Consider the following 17787-nt stretch of genomic DNA (forward strand, 5'->3'; position numbering starts at 1 on the left):
TGAGATGGCGGGCTTCGGGTTCGACACGCTGGCTCTGCTGGTCGTGGTCGGGATGGCGGGGCCGCTGCTGGCCGCGGTGCCACGGCTGGCCATCCCCGTCGTCGTGGGCGAGCTGGCCGCCGGCATCGTGGTCGGCAGAACGGGTTTCGGCATCGTCGACGCCTCCGACCCCACGTTCACGCTGCTCGCCAACATCGGCTTCGCGTTGGTGATGTTCGTGGTCGGCACCCACGTGCCGGTCCGCGACGAATCCCTTCGCGGCGCGCTGCCGAAGGCGTTGCTGCGGGCCGTGCTCGTCGGCGCCGTCGCCGCGGTCCTCGGCGTCGCGCTGGCCGCCGCGTTCGACACGGGGCATGCGGCGCTCTACGCGGTACTGATGGCGTCGTCGTCCGCTGCGCTGGCCCTGCCGGTGATCGACTCGCTCGGGCTCGGCGGACCGCAGGTCCTGTCGGTCACCGCCCAGATCGCGATTGCCGACTCCGCGTCGATCGTGTTGTTGCCGTTGGTCATCGACCCGAGTCACGCGCCGCGCGCCGCTCTCGGCGCGTTGGCCATCGTCGGCGGGGCGGCCGTGTTGTTCGTGGTGCTGTGGTACTTCGATCGCCGCGGTGACCGCAAGCGACTGCACCACTACTCCGAAGACCACCGGCAGGCCCTCGAGCTGCGGATCAGCCTCATCTGCCTGTTCGGTCTCGCTGCGCTCGCCGTCGCCACCCACGTGTCGATCATGTTGGCAGGCTTCGCCCTTGGCCTGGTGGTGTCGGCGATCGGTGAACCACGCCGGCTCGCGCGCCAACTGTTCGGCGTGACCGAGGGATTCTTCGCGCCGCTGTTCTTCGTGTGGTTGGGTGCCTCACTTCAGGTTCGGGAACTGGCCGACCATCCCGAGTTCGTCGTGCTTGGAATGGGACTGGGTGTCGGCGCGGTGCTGGCGCACTGCGTGGGCAGGCTCCTGGGCCAACCGCTGGCTCTTGCTGCGCTCGCGGCGGCGCAGCTCGGTGTCCCCGTCGCGGCGGCCACTCTCGGCATCGAGCGGGGCCTGCTCGGCGCGGGGGAGCCGTCGGCGTTGATCCTCGGCGCACTGGTCACCATCGCGGTCACCTCGGTCGCGGGCGCGCTGGCGAAGCGAGCCCAGCGCGGCGCTGACCCTGCACGTTAGGCGCGACTTCAAACTCGCCGAAACTGCTGTCAGATCGCGATTTTGGTGAAATTCGTGATCTAGCAGCAGTCTCGGCGAAAGGGGGAGGGGAGGGGAGGAGCGGGGCGGGCGTCAAGCCGAGGACGCGGCCGTCTCGCGGTAGACGTTCGGGCTGACGCCGTAGGCGCGCTTGAACGCGCTGCTCAACGCGAACGGCGTTCCGTAGCCCACCTGCCGGGCGATGGCCGCGATGGTGATGCGGCCCGACCGCAGCATGTCGGCGGCCAGGGCCAGGCGCCAGGTGGTGAGGAACGCGATCGGTGGCTCGCCCACCTGGTCGGTGAAACGCCGGGCGAACACCGCGCGGGAATTGCCAACCGCAGCAGCGAGATTCGCGACGGTCCAGGGATGTGCGGGATTGTTGTAGATGAGCTTGAGCGCATGGCCCACGACGGGGTCGCGCTCGGCGTGCCACCACGTCGGCGCGTTCCCGTCGCGATCGAACCAGGTGCGCAGCACCGCGATCAGCAGCACGTCGAGCAGCCTGTCCAGATAGGCCTCCTGGCCGGGGCCATCCAGTCCGGCCTCGGCGGCAAGCAGGCCGACCAGGGGACTGTTCCAGTCGTCGGCGCGCAGCACCAGCACGGTCGGAAGCGCATCCAGCAGCCGCCCGCTGACCGCACTATGACCTTCGTACGCGCAGATCAACGACGTCGTCGCGGCCGATGCACTGTTGCCCCAGGTCCGCACGCCCAGCGACATCTCGAACCGCAGATCGTCACCCGACAGCGTGGTGCAGCGCTGGCCGGGGTTGATCACCACCATCGGCTTCGTCGCGGGATCGTCGGCGAACAGGTAGTGCTCGGTTCCGCGGGTCAGGGCGACGTCCCCCGGCGCCAGCCGCGTCGTGCCGGCGGACTCCGAGACGATCACGGCCTCGCCGTGGGTCTGGCAGATCAGCGTCAGCGGGGCCTCGTCGCGGATGCTCATCGACCACGGCGGATCCATCTTCATCCGGAGCAGGAAGGCGCCGCGGGCGCGCACTCCGTCGAGTAGGCCCACCACTGCGTCCACCCCCGAAATGGTAGACGATCAGATATGCGAGCGAGACTGCAAGCCATGGATCGTCTCAGTGGCCCGCGGTTGACTAAGCGTCATGAACACCAGCCCACTCGTCATCCTGACCACCGTCACCGCGATCGGCAGCGCCGCGGTAGGAGGCCTCTTCTACGCGTTCTCGACGTTAGTGATGAAGGGTCTGGACCGCACCGACCCCGTCGATGCGATCACCGCAATGCGCGGCATCAACGCCGAAGCTCAGGCGAACGCGCCGTTCCTGCTGATGTTCCTCGGCTCGGCGGTGCTCGCCGTGGCCCTCGGCATCGTCGCGGTCACCCGACTCGGTCAGCCAGGAAGTTGGTACCTGCTGGCGGGTGCGGTCTTCGGGATCGGCGCCGCCTTCGTGACGATGGCGTTCAACGTCCCGCTGAACAATCATCTCGACGGCGTCGACCCCGCGGGTCTGTCGGTCGCCGACGCTGCCAGCGAGTGGCAGGCCTACTTGTCGACGTGGACGGTGTGGAACCACGTCCGGACCGCGACCGGGTTCGTGGGCGCGGCACTGATGCTGACGGGCCTTCGGTACTTCTAGCATCCCGAAACGCGATGGCGACGACCGCGGCAGCAATCAGGGTCAAGAGGCCCGCGATGGCCGCGGTCGGCGCGATGCCCGAGTCGAACGCCATCCTGGCCGAGTCGAGCAGCCGCTCGGCGAGGGTGGCCGGCAGGTGCTGCGCAGCCGCCGTCGCGCCTGCGATGCTCTCGGCGGCGTCAGCGGCCTCCCGTGGTGGAAGGCCTTGGGGTACGTCGACGTTCGTGCGGTAGAACGCCGTGAAGATGGTGCCCAGCGTCGCCGTGCCGACGACGGCACCGACTTCGTATGCCGTCTCCGAGACGGCGGACGCCGCCCCTGCCTTCGCGGGCGGCACCGACGCGACGATGGTGTCGTTCGAGATCGTCTGGGACATCCCGACTCCCAGCTCGAGCACCACGAAGGACACCACCACGGCCAGCACCGTCAGATCGTGACGGAACAGCAGGATCATGCCGAAGCCGGCCGACACCAGCAGCAGCCCGACGATCAACAGCGTGCGCGGCGAGTACCGCTTCGCCAGCTGCACCACACCGATTCCCGCCACCATGGACAGCATCGCTCCTGGCAGCGTCACCAGGCCTGCCGCCAGCGGGCTCAGGCCCAGCACCAGCTGCAGGTGCTGCGAGACGAAGAACAGGAAGCCGATCAGCCCGACGATCGACAGGAAGTTGGCCAGGATCGACGAGGAGAACGGTCCGGAGCGGAACAAGCTGACGTCGAGCATCGGTGTCGCGCTGCGCTTCTGGCGACGGACGAACGCGACGCCCGACCCGATGCCGATCACGAAGCCCGCCGCGACGAGAACCGAGAACCCGTCGTGGGCCGCGGTCTTGATCGCCCACACGAAGGGGAGCATCGTGACGAGCGACAGCAGAACGCTCACCGGATCCACTGGACCCGGGTTCGGATCCCTGGACTCGGGGACCAGGCGGGGCGCCAACACCAGCAGCGGCAGCAGAATCGGTACCGCCACCAGAAACACTGCCCCCCAGGCGAAGTGCTGAAGGAGCACACCGCCGACGATCGGACCCAGCGCCGACCCGGCGGTGAAGAACGACGCCCAGATCGCGATGGCGAGCCGTCGCGACGAGGCGTCGGTGAAGATATTGCGGATCAGCGACAACGTCGAGGGCATCAGCATCGCCCCGAAGACCCCGAGCGCCGCACGCGCGGCGATCAGGTATTCGGCCGTGGGCGCGAACGCCGCGGCGAACGACACCACGGCGAACCCGGTGGCGCCGAACATCAACAGCCGCCGTCGCCCCAGCCGGTCGCCGAGGCTACCCATCATCACCAGCAGTGCGGCGAGCACCAGCGAGTAGACGTCGATGATCCACAACTGGGCGGACGCCGACGGGCGCAGGTCTTCGGCGATCATCGGAAGCGCGAAGGCGAGCACGGTGTTGTCGATCGAGATCAACAGCACCGGAAGCATCAAGACGGCGAGCGCCCACCACGCGCGCCGGGAAGCGCGGGCGGGGGTTGGCACGACGTCGAGCCGGGTGGACATGGGACTCCTGGTTCAGGGTTTGGTTCAGGGTGGTTGGTTCAGGTTTGATTCGGGTTGATGGTGCCCTCGGTGAGGCTGGCCATGATGGCGTCGACGATCTGGACGCGCGGGGCGCTGTTGCGTTTGAGCGCCAGGTAGCCGGCTTCCAGCAGTGCCCAGAACACCAGCCGCGGCCACTCGGGTGGTCCGGCGGAACCTCGGGTGGACGCCCGGTTGAGCACGTCGACGATGACTTCGTCGCCGGTATCGAGCAGCGCGGCGAGTTCGGGGTCGGCGTTGACCGTGGGCTCGTTGAAGATGAACGGCACGATCGGGCCGAGGGCGAGCTGGCACTCCACCACCCGGCGCAACGCCTCGACCGCAGGGCCGCAGTCCGGCTCCGCGCGTTCGATCGCCTCGTTGCTCAACGCGTGCACGTGCCGGGCGAGGGCGCACAGCAGATCCGAGCGCTCGGGGAAGTAGCGGTGCAGAGTGCTGCGGCCGACTTCGGCGGCCGTCGCGATGTCACCGAGCGACGCGGTGGGGTTGTCGCCGAGGACCGTCATCGCGGCGTCGAGGATCGCCCGGCGGGTACGCGAGCGTGCGCCGCCGTCCTGCGATTGCGATACCGACATGTAGCCAAATGTAGCACGATCTTGTCATAGTGGGACAGAGATGTCCCACTATGCCGTGCGGCTATCTCGGGCGTGCGCGGTACGCGGATAGAAAGACGCGGACGCCTGTGTCGGTCAAGCTCTACCGGTCGGTGCCGTCCTCGACGGTGACCACCACCGCATAGTGATCGCCGCCGTGCTGCTGGTCGGGCTGCGCTACCGCTAGCTCGGCGGAGCGAAGCCGCCGGCGTCTGCCGACGACGGCGGCACCGGCGGTGTCGGCTGCGGGTATGGGGACGGCGGATACGGGTACGCGGGTTGCGCCGGCCACTGCGGTGGCGGACCAGGCGGCGGCCGCATCCTCGCCAATTCGCGCCGGTGCCGCTCAGCCAACACCGCGGCAAGCACCAACTGCGGGGGCGCCCCGGGCGGCGGGGGCGGCGAGATCTGCGCGGTCACCTCGGAGTAGATCCGGAAGGCCATCTGATCGCGTACTCGCACGTCCAATTGCGTTGCCCGGGACAGGAACTGGCGTGCGCGTTCGGCGCTCTCGGCGGACAGGCCCGACAGGTGCAGTGATGACGCCCACCACGCCATCGACGGCGGCATCACCGGCGGCGCAGACAATCGCGGGCCACGTTCGCTGATCACCATGGTTCCCGCGAACACGTCGCCGATGCGCTTGCCCTTCGACGACAACAGGCTGCAGATCACTGCCGGTCCACCCACCAGCATCCAGATCTCGATGAAGCCCGCCAGCGCGCGGAACAACGCCTGACGAAAGCGTTCGGGACCACCGTCGTCGGACACCACGCGCAGACCCATGGCCATCTTGCCCAGCGAGCGCCCGCGCGTGGCCGTCTCGAAGATGAGCGGATACCCGACGAGTGCCAGCACGGTGAAGATGATCAGCACCGCCCCCGACAGGGCGGAGTCCAGGTTGCTCAACGTGGCTGCCCACAGGACGAGGCCGATGACGTATACGACGAATACGACCGTGATGTCGATGAACGCCGACACTGCGCGGACCGGCGCCTGGGCGATCTGGATGTCGAGGACCACGGCGTCGCCCGTGACCATCGGTTCGGGCTGAGCCACCATACAAAGAAACGCTACTAGCATTCCGGGCGTGGATGTCGACGCGTTCGTGCTGGCACACCGCGCCAGTTGGGACCGGCTCGAGCACTTGGTCAAGCGCCGCCGCAAGCTGACCGGCGCCGAGATCGACGAGTTGGTGGACCTGTACCAGCGGGTGTCGACGCACTTGTCGATGGTGCGCAGCGCGTCGTCGGATTCGGTACTGGTCGGCCGGCTGTCGGGGCTGGTGGCCAGGGCCAGAGCGGCGGTCACCGGAGCGCACTCGCCGCTGTGGAGCGAATTCGCCCGGTTCTGGACGGTGTCGTTCCCCGTGGTGGCGTACCGGTCGTGGCGATGGTGGGCGGGGACGGCGTTGGCGTTCTTCGTCGTCACCGTGTTGATCGCCGTGTGGATAGCCGGCAACCCGGAGGTGCAGGCGTCGCTGCAGACCCCAAGCGAGATCGACCAATTGGTCAACCACGACTTCGCCTCCTACTACAGCGAGCACCCGGCCGGATCGTTCGCACTGCAGGTGTGGATCAACAACTCGTGGGTCGCCGCGCAGTGCATCGGTTTCGCCGTCCTGCTCGGCATCCCGATCCCGTACCTGCTCTTCTCGAATGCCGCCAACCTCGGCGGGAGCGCAGGGTTCATGTTCGACGCGGGCAAGGGTGACGTCTTCCTCGGTCTGATCGCGCCGCACGGGCTGCTCGAACTGACCGCGGTGTTCCTCGCCGCGGCTGCCGGGATGCGGCTCGGCTGGTCGGTGGTGTCCCCCGGTGACCGGCCACGAGGTCAGGTGCTCGCCGAGCAGGGTCGGGCCGTCGTCGCGGTCGCGGTGGGCCTCGTCGGTGTGCTGCTGGTGTCGGGGCTGATCGAGGCGCTGGTGACGCCGTCGCCGTTGCCGACGTTCGCCCGAATCGCCATTGGGGTGGTGGCCGAGGCGGCCTTCCTCGGTTACGTCGTGCACTTCGGGCGCAAGGGTGTTCGGGCGGGGGAGACGGGCGACGTCGAGGACGCGCCCGACGTCGTGCCGACGGGATGAGCCGGGTCTACAACTTGCCGCTGGCCTTCATCGCGAGGTAGCGGTCGGCCAGCGCGGGAGCCAGTTCGTCGGGCTCGGCATCGACGACGTCGACGCCGTGGCGCCGCAGCCGGGTGGAGATCGACACGCGGTCGTTGCGGGCCCGTTCGGCGGCCGCCGCGTCGTACACCTGCGCCGCGTCCGATCGTCCGGCCGCCAACTGCTCCACCCGCGGATCGGCGACCGCGGCGATCAGCACGTGGTGCCGTGCCGACAGCCGAGGCAGGACCTCCATCAGACCCTCGTCCAGGGCGGAGGCGTTGAGGTCGGTCAGCAGCACCACCAAGGCGCGCTGCCGGACGCGCCGTCGCACCGTGGCGACGATCGCCGCCGCATCCGACTCGACGAGGGCGGGCTGCAGCGGAGCCATCGCCCCGACGAGCGCGGCGAGGAGTTCGGTGCGCGACGCGCCGTACACCCCCGCCCGCGGGACTCGGTCGTGGGCGATGAACTCGACGTGATCGCCGGCGCGAGAGGCCAACGCGGCCAAGAGAAGTGCGGCGTCCATGGACCAGTCCAGCCGCGGCCAGCCGCTCGGGTCGCTCGCCGTCGGATCGATGCCCACCCGTCCCGCCGACGTGCGGCCGGTGTCGAGGACGATGACCACCCGGCGGTCCCGCTCGGGGCGCCAGGTCCGTACCACGACGTCCGAACGCCGCGCGGTGGCGCGCCAGTCGATGGACCGCACGTCGTCGCCGACCACGTACTCGCGCAGTGAGTCGAATTCGGTGCCCTGGCCGCGGATCAACACCGGAATCATGCCGTCGAGTTCCCGCAGCTTGGCCAACCGCGACGGAAGGTGCTTGCGGGACAGGAACGGCGGCAGAATCCTGACCTGCCACGGCACCCGGTGGGAACTCTGCCTGCCCGCGAGACCCAGCGGGCCCACCGAGCGCGCGGTGACGAGTGCCGAACGCTGATCACCGCGACGCATCGGCCGCAGCCGGGTATTGACCCGGAGCCGTTGTCCCGCAGCGATGTTCACTGCGTGCAGGCGGGGTTCAGCGCGGGCCGACGGCGCCCATGCGTCGCGGATCTGGCCGCGGAACCGGCGGGAACCGGGATTCTCCACGATCAGCGTGGTGTCGACGGCCTGGCCCAGCCGTGCCGCCGTGTCACCGACGCGGGTGAAGCGCAGCTTGCGGCTGCTGCCGGCAAGCGCGACGTCCACGACCACGGCAACAACCAGCAGGGTGAACAGGACGACGAAGGCCGTTGCTGGCCAGGGAGATACGCCGATCGGCAGGACGCAGATCAGGGCGATCAGGCCAACCCGGCCGGTCAGCGTCACTAGCGCGGGACCGGTACCGAGGCCAGGATGCCGTCCAGCACGCCGTCGGGCGTGGCGCCCTCGAGCTCGGCCTCGGGGCGCATGGCCACCCGGTGCCGCAGCGTCGGACGGGCCATCGCCTTGACGTCGTCGGGGGTCACGTAATTGCGCCCCGACAGCCACGCCCAGGACCGTGCGGTGGCCAGCAGCGCCGTCGACCCGCGCGGTGACACGCCGAGCTGCAGCGACGGTGACTGCCGGGTGGCGCAGACGACGTCGACGATGTAGCCGAGCACCTCGTCGGCGACGAGAACTCGGCGCACCGCGGCGCGGCCTGCGGCGAGCTCCGCGGGCCCGGCCACCGGCTGCACGGCCGACAGGTCCCGCGGATCGAAGCCTTGCGCGTGTCGGGTGAGGATCGCGATCTCCTGGTCCCGCGGCGGCAGTGGGACGTTGAGCTTCAACAGGAATCGGTCCAACTGGGCCTCCGGCAGCTGGTAGGTGCCCTCGTACTCGATCGGGTTCTGGGTGGCGGCGACGATGAAGGGGTCGGGCAGTGCACGCGGCTGACCGTCGACGCTGACCTGACGTTCCTCCATCGCCTCCAGCAGCGCGGCCTGGGTCTTCGGCGGCGTTCGGTTGATCTCGTCGGCCAGCAGCAGATTGGTGAACACCGGGCCCGACCGGAACTCGAATTCGGCTGTGCGAGCGTCGTATACCAGCGAGCCGGTGACATCACCCGGCATCAGGTCGGGGGTGAACTGCACGCGCTTGAACTCCAGTTGCAGAGCCGCTGCGAGAGTGCGCACCAGCAGTGTCTTCGCGACGCCGGGCACGCCTTCGAGCAGGACGTGTCCCCGGCACAGCAGGGCGATCACCAGACCGCTGACCACGGCGTCCTGGCCCACGACGGCCTTGGCGATCTCGGTGCGCAAGGCGCGCAACGCATTCCGCGCGGCGTCCTCGTCAACGGTCTGGTTGGCGGTCGGATGGGGCTGGTTCACGACAGGACAACCTGCCTTTCGATGTCGTCGAGTTGGCGAGCAAGATTGATCAGATCGGCATCCGTGGCGGGCGGCGGACCGAACAGGGCGTGGCCAAGTGTGTTCGGGTCGACGTCGACCCGAACGGCGATGGCCTGAATCACCGCGGCGGGTTCCGCGTCGGGCCCCAGTCCCAGACGCGGCAGCATGCGCGCACGTGCGGCGGTGCGCAGCGCCTCGGCGGCGCGGTCGCGAGCCCGCCGCGAACGGTACAAGCGACCGCGGCCCTCCACGGTTTCCGAAGCCCGGACCACGACGGGCAGGTCTTCGGCGACCAGTGCGCCGACCCGGCGAGCGCGCCACAGGGCCGTCAGCAGCACGGCCAGGCACAACTGCAACACGATCCATCCGACTCGATCGGGCATCAGGTCGGTGAGCGATGAGCCACCGCTGGAGGTGCCCTGAAACTCTTGCGGCGCATACCAGATCACCCTGTCGCGGGTGCCGGTCAGGTTCATCGCGAGCGCGGCGTTGCCCTCTTCCAGCAGCCCCTTGTTCGTCATGAACTCCGCGCTGCCCACGACCGTCACCGTGCGCCCGGCGTCGGTGTAGCGAACCACCGCGCCGTCGTAGCACCGGGTGAGTACGGCGTCGTCCACCGCTTCGTAGGTGTCGCCGCCACCGAACTGGACGACGCCCGCACGGTTGGCTTCCGGCATGCTGCAATCCGGATCGTCGACGAGGCTGGGCGTGGCCGCGACGCGGATGCGGGGCGACAACGCCGCCCGGGTACGGGACACCGGTTCGACAAGCAGGCGGTCACCGGGAACCGCAGACAACGTCCGCAGGCTCTCGTCGTCGGTCAGGAAGTACGTCTCGGCGACGACCAACAGTGAGTCCGGACGTGCGGCGCGTTGGACGTCGGCGACGGAGGAGGCCTCGACGACGTCGACGCCCTGGTCGCGCAACAGGGAGACCAGCGCCCTGGCGCCGTCGGGGGAGGTGGACTGCGGATCCATCCGGCCACCCGGCCGGGGCGCCGTGAGGTAGGTCGTCAGTGCAGACACCAGCGCGATGACCAACAGCGCCAACAACACCCACCTGATCGTGCGCCAGCGTTGCAACACCGTCGGCCCGACGGCGGAGGAGACGTCGGTCATCGGACGTCGGCCCAGTCGTCGGTCGCCGCAGGTGCGACGGCGGTGCCGCTGCCGGCCCTGCTGCGGAAGCGGAGGTGGTCGTCGAGGTCGGCCACCATGCGGTAGCCCGCCTCGGTGCCGGGACGCTCGCCGTACGTGACGTCGTTGAAAGCCTCTGCGGACCGCTGCAATTCGTCTGTCAGGTCGGGAAGCGCCGCACCCGCGTCGCGTGCGAGTTCGGTGGCCGTGCGACCGGGAATCGGGTTCAGCACAGCCGTCTCCTCCAGGTGCCGCGCAACGGCACGCAGGCGGTGACGGATGGCCGCCGACCAGTTGCCTTGCGCTGCAAGCTGTTCCGCGGTCGCTCGGTGCTCGTCCGATGTCAGCTCGTGCGCGCCGAAGAGTGCGGCGTCCCTCCCGCGGTTGGTGCGCATGGTCCGCCGGGCGACCCGGACCGCCACCACGACCGCGACGGCCACCAACAGGAACAGCACGGTCAGCGTGAACCAGCCGCCGGGCACCGAAGCCGCCTCGGTCAACAGCTTGAAGAGCAGTTCGTCGAGCCAGTCGGTGAGGCGGTCGAGCAGCGAGGCCTTCGGGTAGATCGGCTTCGACAGCTCGCGCTGCGCGGCGTCGTGCGCAGCGTCGCGATCGATTTCGACTGACACGTCAGGGATGTGGCGTCAGCCACAGGTGGTCGGTCGAATCCGCCGGTACGCCCGGGGGGACCGCCGCACCGGACTGCAGGACGAGGTCGAACGCCTCGGCGCGGATGCGCCGATCGGTGTAGAGCAGGACGACGACGCCGGCGTTGAACGGTGCCGTGATGACCTGACCTACCGCTGCGCCGATGGCCGTCAGGATCAACGCGACGATGACCGTCGTCGTCGAAGTCGAACTCACCAAGATGATCTGACCGCCGAAGCTGAACGGCACCGACACCGCGCCGGCGATCATGCCTGCCACCAGCGTGGCGAGCAGGCGGATGCCGAACACGCGCCAGAAGTCCTTCTTGACCAAGGCGAACGAGCGCTTGATGGCGGGGACCACGGCGAGTCGCTCGAGCACGATGAGCGTCGGAGCGAAGCTCAGCATGGTGCCGAGATAGACCAGTGCCACGATCAGTGCCAGAACCAGTGGTGCACCGACGACGAACGCCGCCGTGACGCTGGCGCTTGCGATCACCGCGATGATCCCCGCCACGATTCCGGCGAGGAGCACCGCGCCGAGAGCTTCGAGTGCGGTGAACCCGAACAGGGCCAGCAGGCGCCCGCGAACTCGTTGCCACGCTTCACCGATCGTGATGCTTGCCCCGAATACCGCGCGCCCGACGACGACGGTGAGCAGTCCGCTCAGCACGATCGCCGAAAGCCCGGTCGTGACGGCGCCCGCGAGTCCGGACAGCGACGATCCCACTAGCGCGGCGGTCGAGATTTCGTCACCCGACTCGCTGAACATCGGCGTCAGTCCCCCGGTCGCGGACAGCGTTCCGGTTTGCAGCACGAGCGCGATGACCTGTGCGGCCACCACGATCACCGTGGTCAGGCCCAGCGTTGCCTTCGGGTTCATCCGGACGTAGGCGATGGCGCCGTTGAAGATGTCGGACAGGCTGAGCGGACGCAACGGGATGACGCCCGGCTTGAGCGCTGCCGGATAACCCGGCGGCGGATAGCCCGGCGGTGCGTAGCCCGCAGGCGGATAACCAGGGGGCGCGTAGCCCGGCGGCGCATAACCGGGAGGCGGATAACCCGGAGGTGCGTACCCCGGCGGGGGATAACCGGCCGGTGGGTAATCCTGGTAGCCGGACGGCGGATAGTGGGCCGGCGGCGGATACCCGTAACCAGGCGGTGGGCCGTAGGACGGCGGATATCCCGGCGGCGGTGGGCCGCCAGGACCGAACCCACCGGCGTCGTTGCTCATGATCACCATCCTGTCGATAGCCGCGGAAATTGACAACGTGCACGCATTGCCCGCCGGTCCGAGCCATGATCTGGCGCCGACGCCGGTTCGATGCCGAGCGACACGCCCGCGTCATCGGAAGCTGGAACCGCTTGCCTGCCACGGTCACCGGGTCGTCGGCGTAGCGTCTCGGCCATGGCAGAACTCAAGGACAAGCTGCGCGCCGACCTCACCACGGCGATGAAGGCGAAGGACAAGTTGCGCACCGGGACGCTGCGCATGCTGATCGCGGCGATCCAGAGCGAGGAGGTGTCCGGCAAGGAGGCGCGTGAGTTGTCCGACGCCGACGTCCTCAAGGTGATCGCCAGGGAGTCCAGGAAGCGGGGTGAGGCTGCGCAGATCTACATCACCAACGGTCGGGGCGAGCTTGCCGCCAACGAGCGCGCCGAGGCGAGCGTGATCGTCGAATACCTGCCCACGCCGCTCAACGACGACGAGCTGGCCAACGTGGCCAACACGGCCATCGCCCAGGTCGCCGAGGAGATCGGCCATCGACCAGGCATGAAGCAGATGGGTCAGGTGATGAAGGCCGCCACCGCCATCGCCGACGGCAAAGCCGATGGTGCGCGGCTCTCCGCGGCGGTCAAGGATCGGCTCTAGCCGCTTTTCGACGGCCGGTTTTCGACGTCACCGCGCGGGTACCCGTCGGGCATGACGCGATTCGGATACACCTTGATGACCGAGCAGAGCGGCCCCAAAGAGCTTGTCGACTATGCGGTTTCGGCAGAGCGGGCGGGATTCGACTTCGAAGTCAGTAGCGATCACTACTCGCCCTGGCTGTCCTCCCAGGGGCATGCGCCAAATGCGTGGACGACGTTGGGCGCGGTCGCGCACGCCACCGAGCGGGTGGAGTTGTTCACCTACATCACCTGCCCGACGATGCGCTATCACCCCGCGATCGTGGCGCAGCAGGCAGCGACCCTGCAGATCCTTGCCGACGGCCGGTTCACCCTCGGCGTCGGCAGCGGCGAGAACCTCAACGAGCACGTCGTCGGCAAGGGCTGGCCGACCGTCGCGCGCCGCCAGGAGATGCTGCGGGAAGCCATCCAGATCATCAGGGAACTCTTCACCGGCGAGTTGGTGGACTGGAAGGGCGAACACTTCCAGGTCGACTCCGCCCGGCTGTGGGACGTTCCCGAGGTGCCCGTCGCGATCGCCGCCGCGGTATCGGGCGAGCGCTCCGTCGAGACGTTCGCCCCGCTGGCCGACCACCTCATCGCCGTCGAACCCAACAAGGATCTCGTCGACGCGTGGCACGCGGCGCGCAAGGCCACCGGGTTGCCGGGGGGTGTCCGCGTCATCGGCCAGATCCCGATCTGCTGGGATCCCGACCGAGACGCCGCCGTCACCCGCGCCCATGACCAGTTCCGCTGGTTCGCAGGCGGCTGGGCAGTGAACGCCGACCTACCCACCACGGCGGGCTTCGCCGGCGCCACCCAGTTCGTCAGGCCGGAGGACACGGCGTCGTCGATTCCGTGCGGGCCGGACCTCGACGCCATCGTCGACGCGGTCAGTAAGTACTGGGAAGCCGGCTTCACCGACATCGCCCTGGTTCAAATCGGTGACGACGGCCAGGACACGTTCCTCAAGGAGGCGGCCGAACCGTTGCTGCAAAAGCTTCGCGCCGCCGCGGGGTCGTCCTGACCAGGCGCGACAACTCGATGGTTTGAACTCCGCACATCTTGGGAAAACAACCGCGACCACTTGACCCAAGGGGTAGTCGTGCTCTGGAATCTGACGCTTCTCTACATCGCCTCGGCGATCGTGACCGCGGTGATCATGCTGCTCGCCACCCGCCGCCTCGTCGATGAACGGCGCCCCGCGACGCATCGGGTCAGCCTGGCCATCGCCGGGGGCCTGGTGTGGCCGCTGCTGCTCATCGGAGTCGTCGAGTTCAGCTCGGTGATGTTGCTGTCGATGGTGCACGGCACCGACGACGCCGAAGCAGGCATCGCCGTTCTCGCCTAGGCGTCCGGGCTCTTCTCGACGGAGATCACGAAATCGTCGCCGTGCTCGGTTACACCGGTGACGACGGCGGCATTCACCGCTTCGGCGGCATACCTGCGGCGCACCATCAGCGGATCATGCCGTAGGTCCTTCACCAGCGCCGCGGCGAGTCCAACCATGACGAGCACGAAGGGCAGCGCGGCCAGAATCGTGATGGTCTGCAGGCCGGTGAGCGCATCCTCACCGCCGACCAGCAGCATCACCGCGGCAACCGCCCCGGTGGCGGCGCCCCAGAAGATCACTGTTGGCCGGGACGGCTCGATCGTTCCGCGTTCCGACAGCGAGCCCATCACGATCGAGGCGGCATCCGCTCCCGACACGAAGAAGATGGCGACGAGCACGATCACCAGGACGCTCGCGACGATGGCCAGCGGGTACCGGTCGAGCAGGCCGAACAGCTGCGCCTCGATGCTGCCCTCGCCGGCCAGGTCGACGCCCGACTTCTGGACGTCGATCGCCGCCCCGCCGAACACGCAGAACCACACCAGGGACACCAGACTCGGCACCATCAGCACGCCGGAGACGAACTGCCGAATGGTGCGGCCTCGCGAGATCCGCGCGATGAACATCCCGACGAACGGCGTCCAGGACAGCCACCACGCCCAGTAGAAGATCGTCCACGACTGCAGCCAAGTGTTGACGTCGCCGCCTTCGGCGCCGGTCCTGGCCGACATCATCGCGACTTCCTGGAAGTAACTGCCGAGCGTGGTCGGGATGAGATTCAGGATGAATACGGTCGGCCCGACGATGAACACGAACGCGGCGAGGGTCAACGCCAGGACCATGTTGATGTTGGACAGCCACTGGATGCCCTTCGCCACACCGGAGACCGCCGACAGGATGAACGCGCAGGTCAGTACCGCGATGATGACGATCAGAATGGCATTGCCGGTCTCGCTGAGGCCCGCGACGATGTGCAGGCCGCTGCGGATCTGCAGCGCGCCGAGGCCCAGGGATGCGGCGGAGCCGAACAACGTGGCGAAGATCGCCAGCATGTCGATCAGCTTGCCCCAGGGGCCGTTGGCGTGGTCGCCGATCAGCGGCTCGAAGGCGGCGCTGATCAGCTGCATGCGCCCCTTGCGGTACACGCCGTAGGCGATGGCCAGACCGACCACGGCGTAGATCGCCCACGGGTGCAGGCTCCAATGGAAGAGCGTGGTCGCCATTGCCGTCTGCACGGCATCCGGATTGCCGGGGGCGCCGGTACCCGGGGGCGGCGTCACGAAGTGCGACAGCGGCTCGCTGACGCCGAAGAACATCAGGCCGATGCCCATGCCCGCGCTGAACATCATCGCGATCCACGACACCGTGCGGAACTCGGGCTCCTCGTCGTCGCGACCCAGCGGGATGTTGCCGAAGCGACCCAACGCCAACCACAGCACGAACAGGACGAACGCCGACGCCGTCAGGACGAACAACCAGCCCGTGTTGTCCATCGTCCAAGTCAACGCGGTACCCGAAACCTTCGCGAGCGAGCTCGTGCTCAGGAAGCCCCACAGCAGGAAGGCAACGGCAATGACGGCCGTGATGCCGAAGACCGCGCGGTCCAATGCTCTCCGGCGGTGTTGGGCCTCCTCGTCGATGGGCACGTCCAACACGGGGTGCGGGATGACGTCGGAGGTGGGCGACACCAACCCCGCGCTACCGGTCTGTTTGGACTCTTGGGTCTTGTCGATCTCGGATGTCATCGTGTCGGCGTGTGACCGCCGCTCCTTCACCGTCTGGGAATGTCAGTCGAGCAATTCGACCGCTTCTGTGGTGCCGCGTCAAACGCTGAGGTCACGTTCGCCGCATTGGTTCGAGTGTTTAAGTATCGGTGAAATTGGCAAGAGGACCATTGAACAATCCGGACGAGATCAAGAACGGCGGTGGGCGGCGTGCTCCCCGAAAAGATGTCTGCCGCTTTACTTTTGGGCCACGGCGAACTCGACCAGCTGCATTTTCGGACCGATGTTCCGGTGCCCAGTCCGGGTGCCGGAGAGGTATTGATTCGGTGCCGGGCGACGAGTATCAACAACACCGACGTCAATACCCGCCTTGCCTGGTACTCGAAGTCGGTCACGGGTGCGACGAACGCCGGTGCCCCCGCCGCGGGGGCCGACGACACCGACGGCGGTTGGACCGGCCAGCCGATCCGGTTCCCCCGCATCCAGGGCGCCGACTGCTACGGCGAGGTCGTCGCCGTCGGTCATGGCGTGGCGCCAGATCGAGTTGGGCAGCGGGTGCTGGTCCGAACCATGCTGCGGGCGCCGGTCGACTTTCGGCCGTATGAGTGCTGGACGTTCGGGTCGGAGTGCGACGGTGGCTTCGCGCAGTTCGTCGTCGCGCCCGACGCGGATGTCTATCGGGTGGACAGCGACCTGACCGATGCCGAGTTGGGTGCCATTCCCTGCGCGTACAGCACCGCGGAAGGAATGCTCGTGCGGTCGGACATTGGTTCCAACGACCGGGTCCTCGTCACCGGCGCGTCCGGCGGGGTCGGTTCGGCGGCCGTCCAGTTGGCAAAGCTGCGCGGCGCCGAGGTGATCGCGGTGGCCTCCGCCGGCAAGGCAGACGCGGTGCGCGGGCTTGGGGCCGATCGGGTCATCCCTCGCGGTGAGGATTTGGTCGAGAGCCTCGGCGTCGAAAGTCTCACCGCTGTGGTCGATTTGGTGGCGGGGGAGGAGTGGAAGTCATTGCTGCCGTTGTTGCGACGGGGAGGTCGTTACGTGACGGCAGGCGCGATCGCCGGGCCGATCGTCGAAATGGACGTCCGTTCCCTGTATCTGAAGGACTTGACTCTGTACGGCTGCGCCTTTCAGGAGGACGTCGTCTTCGAGAACATCATCCGGTACTTGTCCGAGCGCCGGTTGAAACCGGTGATTGCGGCGACCTTTCCGCTCGAGGGCGTCGTTGCGGCGCAACGGCGGTTCCTGGAGAAGTCGGACGTTGGGAAGATCGCGCTATTGCCGTAGTGCTGGCGGGGTTTTGGCGTCCGTTTTTTGTCGGTGGCTTCTGCTTTGATGGTGTTATGTCTTCGGTGGCAGAGTCTTTCGCTCCTGAGGTGAATTCTGTCAGGCGTATCGATGTGTTGTTCGATGAGGTGTCGGAGTTGGTCGGTCAGCGCAACGCGATCGACGGTCGGCTGGTGGAGGTCGTCGCCGAGATCGACCGCGACGGGTTGTGGGGTGCTACGGGGTGTAGTTCGGTTGCGGCGTTGGTGGCCTGGAAGACCGGGGTGTCACCGCACACGGCGCAAAAGATCGTCGCCGTCGCGCGCCGGCTCGAGGAGTTCCCTCAGTGTGCGGCGGGGATGCGGGAGGGCCGATTCTCGTTGGATCAGGTCGGGGTGATCGCCAAGCGGGCACCCGAGGGATCCGATGAGCACTTCGCA

17 protein-coding genes and 1 pseudogene are annotated in these 17787 nt (G+C 68.0%); 8 read left to right on the forward strand and 10 right to left on the reverse strand.

What is annotated here, in order from left to right; genetic code table 11:
- Nucleotides 1-4 precede the first annotated feature (4 nt).
- Entirely contained in the window at nucleotides 5-1159 is a 1155-nt protein-coding gene (locus N536_RS0131895) for a cation:proton antiporter (protein ID WP_029117329.1), read from the forward strand.
- Between the two features lie 111 nt (nucleotides 1160-1270).
- Here N536_RS0131895 and N536_RS0131900 read toward each other — a convergent pair whose 3' ends face one another.
- Nucleotides 1271-2212 (reverse strand): AraC family transcriptional regulator, encoded by a 942-nt coding sequence (locus tag N536_RS0131900; RefSeq protein ID WP_029117330.1) that lies wholly within the window; start codon nucleotides 2210-2212, stop codon nucleotides 1271-1273.
- A gap of 268 nt (nucleotides 2213-2480) precedes the next feature.
- Between N536_RS0131900 and N536_RS43205 the strand changes: the two are divergent.
- Nucleotides 2481-2702, forward strand: a pseudogene (locus tag N536_RS43205) (anthrone oxygenase family protein); the annotation flags it as partial.
- Here N536_RS43205 and lfrA read toward each other — a convergent pair.
- From lfrA to N536_RS0131920, 3 genes are all read right to left on the reverse strand, one after another.
- Complete coding sequence (gene lfrA, locus N536_RS40030) at nucleotides 2614-4302, reverse strand: efflux MFS transporter LfrA (RefSeq protein WP_081809469.1); 1689 nt, start codon at nucleotides 4300-4302, stop codon at nucleotides 2614-2616. The pseudogene N536_RS43205 and the gene lfrA sit on opposite strands and share 89 nt — an antisense overlap.
- A gap of 38 nt (nucleotides 4303-4340) precedes the next feature.
- Complete coding sequence (locus N536_RS0131915) at nucleotides 4341-4916, reverse strand: TetR/AcrR family transcriptional regulator (protein WP_029117332.1); 576 nt, start codon at nucleotides 4914-4916, stop codon at nucleotides 4341-4343.
- Between the two features lie 201 nt (nucleotides 4917-5117).
- Entirely contained in the window at nucleotides 5118-5996 is an 879-nt protein-coding gene (locus N536_RS0131920) for an RDD family protein (protein WP_029117333.1), read from the reverse strand.
- 28 nt (nucleotides 5997-6024) lie between these two features.
- On the opposite strand from N536_RS0131920, the gene N536_RS0131925 reads away from it, so the two are divergent.
- Nucleotides 6025-7017: a stage II sporulation protein M gene (locus N536_RS0131925; RefSeq protein WP_029117334.1), complete on the forward strand. Its 993-nt coding sequence runs from the start codon at nucleotides 6025-6027 to the stop codon at nucleotides 7015-7017.
- Between the two features lie 7 nt (nucleotides 7018-7024).
- Here N536_RS0131925 and N536_RS0131930 read toward each other — a convergent pair whose 3' ends face one another.
- From N536_RS0131930 to N536_RS0131950, 5 genes are read right to left on the reverse strand one after another with little or no spacing between them, the layout of a single operon-like run.
- Nucleotides 7025-8347, reverse strand: a complete 1323-nt coding sequence (locus tag N536_RS0131930; RefSeq protein ID WP_029117335.1) for a DUF58 domain-containing protein — start codon at nucleotides 8345-8347, stop codon at nucleotides 7025-7027.
- Entirely contained in the window at nucleotides 8347-9330 is a 984-nt protein-coding gene (locus N536_RS0131935) for a MoxR family ATPase (RefSeq protein ID WP_029117336.1), read from the reverse strand. The genes N536_RS0131930 and N536_RS0131935 overlap by 1 nt, the downstream gene beginning before the upstream one ends.
- Nucleotides 9327-10469, reverse strand: a complete 1143-nt coding sequence (locus tag N536_RS0131940; RefSeq protein WP_029117337.1) for a DUF4350 domain-containing protein — start codon at nucleotides 10467-10469, stop codon at nucleotides 9327-9329. The genes N536_RS0131935 and N536_RS0131940 overlap by 4 nt, the downstream gene beginning before the upstream one ends.
- Nucleotides 10466-11116, reverse strand: coding sequence for a DUF4129 domain-containing protein (locus tag N536_RS0131945; RefSeq protein WP_369798490.1), 651 nt, complete (start codon nucleotides 11114-11116; stop codon nucleotides 10466-10468). Before N536_RS0131945 ends, N536_RS0131940 begins: the two co-directional genes overlap by 4 nt.
- Nucleotide 11117: 1 nt before the next feature.
- Nucleotides 11118-12368, reverse strand: a complete 1251-nt coding sequence (locus N536_RS0131950; RefSeq protein WP_369798491.1) for a hypothetical protein — start codon at nucleotides 12366-12368, stop codon at nucleotides 11118-11120.
- Nucleotides 12369-12542: 174 nt separating this feature from the next.
- Between N536_RS0131950 and N536_RS0131960 the strand changes: the two genes are divergently transcribed.
- The 3 genes from N536_RS0131960 (at nucleotide 12543) to N536_RS0131970 (ending at nucleotide 14375) form a co-directional block, all read left to right on the forward strand.
- Complete coding sequence (locus N536_RS0131960; protein WP_029117340.1) at nucleotides 12543-13007, forward strand: GatB/YqeY domain-containing protein; 465 nt, start codon at nucleotides 12543-12545, stop codon at nucleotides 13005-13007.
- Between the two features lie 51 nt (nucleotides 13008-13058).
- On the forward strand, nucleotides 13059-14051 hold the full coding sequence (locus N536_RS0131965; protein ID WP_029117341.1) for an LLM class F420-dependent oxidoreductase: 993 nt from the start codon (nucleotides 13059-13061) through the stop codon (nucleotides 14049-14051).
- Between the two features lie 78 nt (nucleotides 14052-14129).
- Nucleotides 14130-14375 carry a hypothetical protein gene (locus tag N536_RS0131970; RefSeq protein ID WP_029117342.1) on the forward strand — a complete coding sequence of 82 codons (246 nt, stop codon included), beginning with the start codon at nucleotides 14130-14132 and terminating at the stop codon, nucleotides 14373-14375.
- Here N536_RS0131970 and N536_RS0131975 read toward each other — a convergent pair.
- Nucleotides 14372-16102 (reverse strand): BCCT family transporter, encoded by a 1731-nt coding sequence (locus tag N536_RS0131975; protein WP_029117343.1) that lies wholly within the window; start codon nucleotides 16100-16102, stop codon nucleotides 14372-14374. The genes N536_RS0131970 and N536_RS0131975 overlap by 4 nt on opposite strands.
- Nucleotides 16103-16372: 270 nt before the next feature.
- On the opposite strand from N536_RS0131975, the gene N536_RS0131980 reads away from it, so the two are divergent.
- Together N536_RS0131980 and N536_RS0131985 are read left to right on the forward strand one after the other, a co-directional pair.
- Nucleotides 16373-17368, forward strand: a complete 996-nt coding sequence (locus N536_RS0131980) for a zinc-binding dehydrogenase (protein ID WP_231514695.1) — start codon at nucleotides 16373-16375, stop codon at nucleotides 17366-17368.
- A gap of 56 nt (nucleotides 17369-17424) precedes the next feature.
- A partial coding sequence (locus N536_RS0131985) for a DUF222 domain-containing protein (RefSeq protein WP_155948828.1) occupies nucleotides 17425-17787 on the forward strand: 363 nt, incomplete at its 3' end.

Source organism: Mycobacterium sp. URHB0044, from assembly GCF_000620625.1.
Taxonomy (GTDB): Bacteria; Actinomycetota; Actinomycetes; order Mycobacteriales; family Mycobacteriaceae; genus Mycobacterium.